This window comes from Amycolatopsis acididurans, assembly GCF_012328925.1.
Lineage (GTDB): Bacteria > Actinomycetota > Actinomycetes > Mycobacteriales > Pseudonocardiaceae > Amycolatopsis_E > Amycolatopsis_E acididurans.
The window spans coordinates 1-8333 of the sequence record NZ_JAAXLS010000098.1 but is presented as its reverse complement, the minus strand read 5'-3'; the positions used below and the strand labels follow the sequence as shown (position 1 = coordinate 8333).

Annotated in this window: 5 protein-coding genes; all 5 read left to right on the top strand. The window is 67.0% G+C overall.

The genetic code is table 11. The annotated features are described in order from the left end of the window. The first annotated feature begins 138 nt into the window (after positions 1-138). From HFP15_RS41860 to HFP15_RS41840, 5 genes are read left to right on the top strand one after another with little or no spacing between them, the layout of a single operon-like run. On the top strand, positions 139-981 hold the full coding sequence (locus HFP15_RS41860) for a TnsA-like heteromeric transposase endonuclease subunit (protein ID WP_210718584.1): 843 nt from the start codon (positions 139-141) through the stop codon (positions 979-981). Then, positions 978-3143 (top strand): TnsB C-terminal domain-containing protein, encoded by a 2166-nt coding sequence (locus HFP15_RS41855; protein ID WP_246272569.1) that lies wholly within the window; start codon positions 978-980, stop codon positions 3141-3143. The genes HFP15_RS41860 and HFP15_RS41855 overlap by 4 nt, the downstream gene beginning before the upstream one ends. Next, positions 3140-4267, top strand: a complete 1128-nt coding sequence (locus HFP15_RS41850) for an AAA family ATPase (protein ID WP_168524130.1) — start codon at positions 3140-3142, stop codon at positions 4265-4267. The genes HFP15_RS41855 and HFP15_RS41850 overlap by 4 nt, the downstream gene beginning before the upstream one ends. After that, a complete protein-coding gene (locus tag HFP15_RS41845) occupies positions 4264-7407 on the top strand; it encodes a TniQ family protein (RefSeq protein ID WP_168524129.1) in 3144 nt (1047 codons plus the stop codon). Before HFP15_RS41850 ends, HFP15_RS41845 begins: the two co-directional genes overlap by 4 nt. Positions 7408-7447: 40 nt before the next feature. Beyond that, on the top strand, positions 7448-8227 hold the full coding sequence (locus tag HFP15_RS41840; RefSeq protein WP_210718583.1) for a nucleotidyltransferase domain-containing protein: 780 nt from the start codon (positions 7448-7450) through the stop codon (positions 8225-8227). Positions 8228-8333: the final 106 nt, after the last annotated feature.

The following is an 8333-nucleotide window of genomic DNA, read 5'->3' as shown; positions in this document are numbered from 1 at the left end:
GTGTAGGTTCTCATGTTTGATTTCATTTTCTCACTGATTTTTCGTCGGTCTTTCGTATGTGAAAGATCGATGAGAAGTCGGACGGTCGAGTCGCCCGTGCGGGGTCACTCGTTCGTGTCTGATGGCTGGGCTGTCGGGGTGATCGGTCGCGTGTGCCTTCACCTGTTGATCGTGGAGCGGCGTGATGGTCGCCGCATGAAACTTGTACGCAGTGAATCCCTGCCGAGAGCTTTGCCCGGCCGGCGTGGATGTGACGTTGTGGTGCGCTATCGCGGTGGTGACGGCGGGTTCGTGGACACGCCGTTGGACCGGTTGCCTGTCGATGAAGTCCTGGCCGGGTTGCCGGTGCGCGAGTTTCGTGCGTATCGCGGACGGCGGCATTACTCGGGCTGGTACTGGTCGGCGACGACGGGTGGCCATGTGGTGTATGAGAGTCGGTTGGAGTTGGCGCGGATCTTGTTGGCTGACAAGGACTCCACAGTGGTGGCGATCGCGGCGCAGCCGTTCTTGGTGGAAGAGTTCGACGGTGAGCAGAAACGGCGACACGTGCCGGATCTGTTGCTCGGGCACGCCGATGGCGCGGTGACGGTGGTCGATGTGAAAGCCGCGTCGCGGATGGACGATCCGAAGGTGTCGGCGCAGTTCGCCTGGATGAGTCGGTTGTGCGAGCAGCGGGGTTTCCGGTTCGAGGCGTGGTCGGGTACGGATCCGGTGCTGTTGGAGAACGTTCGGTTCCTGGCTGGCTACCGGCGGCCGGCACTGGTCGCCGAGGAGTTGGTGCCGCTGGTGCTGGAGGTCGTGCGCGAGGCGGGGATGTCGCCGTGCACGGTCACGGACGTGGAGCGGCGGCTGACCGGAACAGCCCGGTGGACCCAGGTACGGCCGGTGATCTTGCATCTGCTGTGGCAGTCGCGATTGATCACGGGCCTGTCCCGCCGATTGGACGGCGACACGATCGTGCGGCTGGGAGCAGCGTCATGAACGGCAGCATGAGCTGGGGCGTGAGCGGGCGGACGATGACGGTGACAGTTGGCGCATCGTTGCTGCTGGACGGAGAGGTGGCGCGGGTGGTGGAGTTCGACGGCCGCGCGGTGGCCGTCGAGTTGTCCGGCGGTCGCTACAGCAGTCTGACGGTCGCGGAGCTGGTTCGGCGAGCACGTGGCTTGGAGTCGGTTACTCAGGACGATGATCCGGGGTTGGCGTTGGCCGGGCTGTCGGCGGCGGAACGTGAGCGGTTGGCGCGGCGGGCGGCGCATGTTCGGGAGGTGCTGACCGGATACACCTCGGGCCACGCCGCGGCGGCTCGTCCGGGTGAGCCGCGTGCGGAGTACGCCGAGGCAGTGCCGCTGACTTCCCGGTACGCGGCCAAGGCTGCCGAGTTGTTGGTGACGGCCAGGACGGTGCAGAACTGGGTCGCCGCTTATCGAGCCGGCGGCGAGGCCGCGCTGCTGGACGACCGGCATCGCCGTGGTTGGTCCAGCGTTGATCCGCGCTGGGACGCGGCGGTGCGCGCAGAACTGGCGGCCGGTGTCGCGGCGTCGACGCCGACTCGGAACGCGTTGTTGATGCGGGTAGCGGCCCGGTTGGAACGTGAGCACGGCCCGGGGGTGGTTCCGGTCCCGTCGCAGGCTACGGCCTACCGCCGGCTGGCGGTGTTGACCAAGGGCACGAACGCGGTGTCCGGCTCGGCGGCGGCCCGCCGGTCGATCGCCGAGCGACCGCAGGGCGCCTATGGGCGGCTGCGGGCGACCCGCCCCGGCGAGTACTTGATCCTGGACACCCAGGACCTGGACGTGTTCGCGATGGAACCGGTGACCTGCCGGTGGGTGCGGGCCCAGCTGACCGTCGCGCAGGACCTGTTTGACCGGCAGATCCTCGGGTTGAAGGTGACGCCGGTGTCGACCAAGGCCGTGGATGTCGCCGGGGTGCTGTTCGAGGCGGTGACCGGCCGGAGTTCCGGTCGGCCGGCGTTGGGTCCGGTGCACGGGCTGCCGGAGCGGCTGGTCTTCACCGAAACCAGTGGTGAGATGACCGGCGAGGGCGGCAGTTGGAGTGGTGCTGGGGAGGTGTGGTGTCCGCCGGAGACGCTGGTGGTCGATCATGGCAAGGCGTTCTTGTCTGCGCACGTGATCGGGGTCTGTGCCCGGCTGGGCATCTCGATCCAGCCGGCGCAGCCGCGCAAGCCGACCGATAAGCCGACAGTGGAGCGGTTCTTCAAGTCGTTGCGCGAGGGCCTGATCCAGCATCTGCCCGCTTATAAGGGCCCGGATCTGCACAGCCGCGGCCTGCGGGTGGAGGAGCAGGCGTTTCTGTTCTTGCACGAGTTGGAGGATGTGATCCGGGACTGGATCGTCTCGGTCTATCACCCCAGCGACCACAGTGGGCTGGCCGTGCCGGAGTGGCCGAACCTGGCGGTCTCGCCGAACGAGATGTTCGCCGTCGGGATCGCCAAGGCCGGCATGTTGCGGCTACCGGCGGCGCCGGAGTTGGTGTTCGAGTTCCTGCGGGTCGCGTGGCGGACGATCCAGCACTACGGCGTGGATGTCGACGGACGCCGCTACAACGGCCCGGCACTGAACGGGCACCGCAACGAGACCAGCCCTTACCGGGGTGTCGCGGCCGGGAAGTGGCCGATCCGCGTCAACGACGACGACGTCCGCTTCGTCTACTTCCAGGAACCCGCTGGCGAACGTGGTGGCGAACCCGGTGGTGGTAGTTGGCATCGGCTGGACTGGGAACACACCCCGATGCTGAACACTCCGTTCTCCGCCGAGGCCGCCCGCTACGCACGCGCCCTCGCGACCAGGACCGACCGGTTCGCCGACCCGAACAGCACACTGGCGCAGGTGCTGGCGCGGTGGAGCACCGGCGAGATCACCGACCGGCGCGAACGCCGGATGGCCGCCCGCCTGTCCGCTGAGCGGGCCGCGATCCCTGGCCTGGCCGACACCGAACTTGCCGAGGCGCTGCCCACAGCGCCTCCCACAGCGCCTCCCACTGCGCTGCCCACTGCGCAGCCGGCTGAGCCGGACACCGGCACTGGCGCCCATCTGGCCGTGGTGACGGGTGACGACGACGAGGAAGCCGAGGTGTTGGCCGATCTGGACGCCTTCTACGACGACGCGCTGGAGGTGCTGGAATGAGCCGAACTCATCACCAGGCGCCTCAACAGAAACCCGCGCAGCAAGCGGGCCAGGAGGGTGCTCAGGTGGCCTACAGCTTGTCCCGCAAGGAAGGGTGGCGCCGGTTCGTCGAAACCACACCCCGCACCCGGCCCGAGACGCTCACCGCCACAGCGCTGGCCAGGTTGGGTGGTGACGTTCGAGCGGACTACGACGAGGCCCGCCATGACTGGCATGCGAACTTCGGCACGATCGCCACACCCCAGCTGACCGCGGTCCGCGACGAGTTGGAGCTGATCGTCGCGTCGAACCGGCAGGATGCCGACCGGGTCTGCGGTGCCGCCGTGATCGATGGGCAGCCTGGGTTGGGCAAGACCACGATCGCGAACCTGTTCGGCCGCGACTTCGACCGCACCGCCCGTCGCCGGCACGGCACGGTGACCGAGGCGGGGGACGAGCGGATCCCGGTGTTCCGGGTCGGGCTCACCTCGAACACCACCCTGCGCACGCTGAACAAGATGATCTGCGAGTTCTACGGCCACCCCGGCGCATCGCGCGGCTCCGCCGCGCAGTTGGCCAGCTACGCGCTGGACTGCGTACTGCAATGCGGAACGCGAGTCGGGATCATCGACGACGTCCACTTCATCGACCAGCACAGCCGCGACGGGCTCGCGGTCAGCAACCATCTCAAGTGGCTGGCCAACGAACTGCCGATCACGTTCATCTACGCCGGTGTCGGGCTCGCCGAACGCCGATTCTTCGACGAAGGACTATCCGGGCCATCGGTCGCGCTGGCCCAGACCGCGCGCCGCTGGACCCGCCTCGCAGTCGACCCCTTCGAACGCGGCAAGCACTGGCGAGCACTGCTCAAAGCGATCGAGAAACAACTGGTCCTCGCCCACACCCGGCCGGGCCAGCTGACCAGCCTTGCTGACTATCTGTTCGCCCGCACCGGCGGGCACATCGGCTCACTGATGACCCTGATCACCCGAGGCTGCTTCAAAGCGATCAGAACCGGCGACGAACAACTCTCCCACGACCTGCTCGACAGCGTGCGCATCGACGAAGCGTCGGAGAAAGCCCGTCACCGGCTCGAAGCCGCCACCCGCACCTCCCGAACCGCCCGGCAGCGAGCGGCCTCATGACTACCCACACGACCGTCAACCAGGCCACCCACATCCACAGCAACGTCAGCAGGAACCGCACCGGGAAGCGCGGCGGGGAGGGTGTGGATTCCCTGGTGCGAGCATTGCCGCTGCGCACCGCGATCCTGGACGGGGAGAGCATCGATTCGTGGATCGAGGCCATGGCCCGCCGCCACCGTCTGGGCCTGCGGTCACTGCTTCCGGCGCTCGGCATCACCCCGACCACGCCGTCCACCTTCAGGTTGATCTACGGCGTCAACCAGCGGGTGTTGCGGCGCCTCGAGACCGCCACCGGGCACCCAGCCGGTCGTCTGGACAGCGCGGTCGGCGACGAGATCGCGGCAGCGCACCGTCTTCGCTCCGGCGGCACCCGGTACTGCCCGCGCTGCCTCGCCGACACTCACGGCCGTTGGCAGCTGTCCTGGCGGCTCAGTTGGACGGTCGCATGCTTCCGACACCGGCTGCTCCTCCTCGACAGCTGCCCGGCATGCACGGTCACGCCCCGGATCAGAATCAGCGGTGTCACCCCACCCCTTCCTCCGGCCACCTGCACGCACACCATGACGCCACGAAAGCAGCGCTGCGGCACCGACCTGACCACCGCTCCGACCGTCGCTGCCACCGACGACGTCCTCAACGTTCAACGCTGGATCCAGAACCTCATCATCCATGCCAGCGGCCGTCACACCGGGCAGAACGCCGGTGAGGACCGCACCCACGACGCCGGGGAAGACACGGGGGAAGCTGTCGCAGAATATGCGGCTGTGGTGCTTGCCGATCTTCCGGTGGTGATGTCCTGGCTGCTGCACAGCAACCACGACGCACTGATCACCGCCGCCAATCGGATCAACCCCAACCGGCCCACCCACCACGACAGCCAGAACGGCGCACACCGGCTTCACGGCACCGACACCGCACTCACCGCAGCCGCACTCATGCAGGCCAGGACAATCCTCGGCAGCAGCAGCGATCAGGCCGCGGTCTCCGACCTCGGCGCGATCTTGTCCAGACTTCCGACCTCACGGCGGGTCCCGCCTCCGGGCATGCCCCCGCCGCAGTGGCACAATTTGTCGCCTCGGTTCCAGAACCGGTATCTGCGCGCCGCCGACTCCGGCCTGCTGCCTACCGAACGGCTACGGCTGCGCACCATGCTCTTCACAGCCCAGCTTCCAGGCACAGAGCAATGTTCCCGGCCTGGCCTTGCTCGGGACACCGTGAGCGGGGATCGAGCCCGGTGGGTTCCGCAGATGTTGTGGCCGGACTGGGCAGCCCGCCTGCTGCCGACAGCCGGGTTCCACCCGGAACTGTTCCGCGCTGTGTTCAGCGTCTGTCTGCTCATCCCCGGCCACCCCGACCGTGATCTGCTGCCCGCCCTCACCGCACAGTTCAACCCCAGGGTGCGCCGAGCCAACGTCACGGGAATGCTGGCCGAACTCGGCGACCAGTTCGACTCCGCCATGCTCGGCCAGGTCCTCACCCTGCTCTGCCGCCTCACCGGCTACCTCGACCAGCACCGCGCACCCATCGACTACCAGCGCCGCCACGACCAGGTCCCCGCCGAACCCATCACCCTGCAGCAGTGGCGGGACCTGGCCTGCGCGGCCGGAGCGCACCCCGGAGACCGCAACCCCCGCGGGCGCCTCCTGCTCGCCCAACGCCACCTGCACCACCTGCTCACCGGCGCCGATCTCGCGAACCGGGATCACCCACTCGCATTCCGCAACCCAGGCGACCGCAACCGCTACGTCGACTTCACCGCCTCGCTGACCGGACCGTTGCGGCAGGCGCTGCACGAGCACGCCGCCGCGCTGCTGACTGACCTCGGTATCGACGAGCCGCTGACCTGGTCACCACCCGCCGAACTCGCCGGCGGACTCGACCTACCCGGCATCGACACAGACACCCTCGACATGGACACCATCAGCCGTCTCATCGTCACCGAACACCGTCCCCCAAGCGAAGCGGCACGTGCTCTGGGTGTCCACATCGAACACATCCGGCTCGCTCTCGAGCGGTTGGACCGGCCACAACGCCCGTGGGGCGTGAACGCCGCGCCGACCGCCTGGCTCACCGAACAACGCGCCCTCCGCCTGTTCACCCGCGAGTTCTTCGACCGCGAATACATCCACAAAGGACGCGGCCTCAGCGAGCTCGCCGCCGACACCGGGATCGGGCGTCACATCATCGCTCGCATCGCCAAACAACTCGGCGTCCCGCTGAACAACGGTCGGGCGCCGTTCCCCATCAACCCGGACTGGCTCCGCGACCAGTACTGCGACCAGCTGCGCTCGACCGCGGACATCGCCGCCGAACTCGGCACCGACCAGATGATCGTCAACAACGCCCTGCACCGGTTCGGCATCCCCGCCCGACCGCCCGGGATCTTCAGCCACCCACACATGATCACCAAACTCGGCAAAGACGTCCCCCGTGACATTCGTGCCGCGGTCGAGGGCACCCTGCACGGCTGGTATCGCCTGCACCGCTTCCAGATCACCATGGCCTTCCCCAGCCTGCACTCCGCCGCTGGCTACCTCGGCACGACACAACGCACACTGACCGACCAGTTCCAGCGGCTCGAACGCGACATCGGCGCCACGCTCTTCCACCGCGGCGCCTACAACAAGCCGCACCACCCAACCCCACGAGGTCACACCCTGCTGAGCGACCTCGCGCAAGATCGCATCCAGCAGGTGATGATGGGCAGCCTGCGCGCCGACCAGATCCGCCCCAAGCCCAGCGGAAAGATCCTCATCGAAGCGCAACGCCAGGCCATGGCTCCACGCAAACCTCCGCAACACCGTCGGTTCGACGACATCAACGTCACACGGCTGCGCATGACAACACCACTAAAAGCCATCCTCCGAGATCTTGTCGACAACCCCGGCGAGTTCTACGGTCACGAACTCCTCAACCGCACCAACGTGAGCGCAGGGGTCATCTACGATATCCTGCACCGCCTCTTGAACGTCGGCTGGCTCACCAGCCGCCCCGAAGACGAACACGCCTGGCTCGCCGGCGCCCCACCCGGCCGCGGCCCCGGACGACGCCGCACCTACTACACCCTCACCCCCGAAGGACGCCGCGCAGCCCTCCACGAACTCCACCACCACCACACCTTCCGCAACCGAAAGAAGTGAAGTCCATGAGAACCCGTCCCACAACAAACACGGAACGATGATGGCTCTGCAGTTCCCGACACCACTACACCAACGCGTCCTCGACGAGGTCATCGCCGAACTCCAAACGGATACCGACGTATGCGGGATCATGCTGGTCGGATCAGTAGCTCGCGGAACCGCGCGAGCCGACTCCGACCTCGACCTTGTCATCGTGGCCACCGAAGACAACAAGCAACCATGGCAACTCCGGCCACACCCATTGCCCGTCGACTTCACGGTCCGCACTGCCGAACAGTGGCGCGAGCATTTCACCCCGAACCAGATCGGCGACGAATCCTGGGGATACGCGTTCCTCGACGGCGTCATCCTGCACGACCCCACCGGCACCGTTGCCCGCCTCACCACCGACATCCCGAAAGTCCATGCACGCTACCGGGTGCCAGCACACATCAAGAACCACTACGCCCGGCTATGGCGACACGTGCGCCCAAAAATGCAGGCCGTGCTCCAACGCAACGACCCCGTGGAGATCGGCTGGGCAGCAGCCGCGATGACCAACGACCTGGTCCGGACCGTCTGGGCCGCCAACGACCTACCCAACCCGTCCCTCGACCTCGGCACCTTCCACCGGCACCTGGACGACCTCACCATCCCAACCGACGTCGCCGACCGACTCCGCGACATCCTGCGCACGCCGCCCACAGAGGCACTACGCCAACAACTCAACCTGATCACAGCGATCGAACCCCACCTCGAACCAGCCGAACGCTCATCGACCAGCGACCAAGACGCCGACGCACGCCCCTGCGAACCAAACGAGAAACGGCCACCTACCTGAAGGACACGAAAAACCGATGAGAACCAGCCAGCGCAACACCCGTGAGAAACCCGACGTCCGCCCAGCTCGCGTCAAGATCAAACGAAAACAATCTTGAGAACCTACA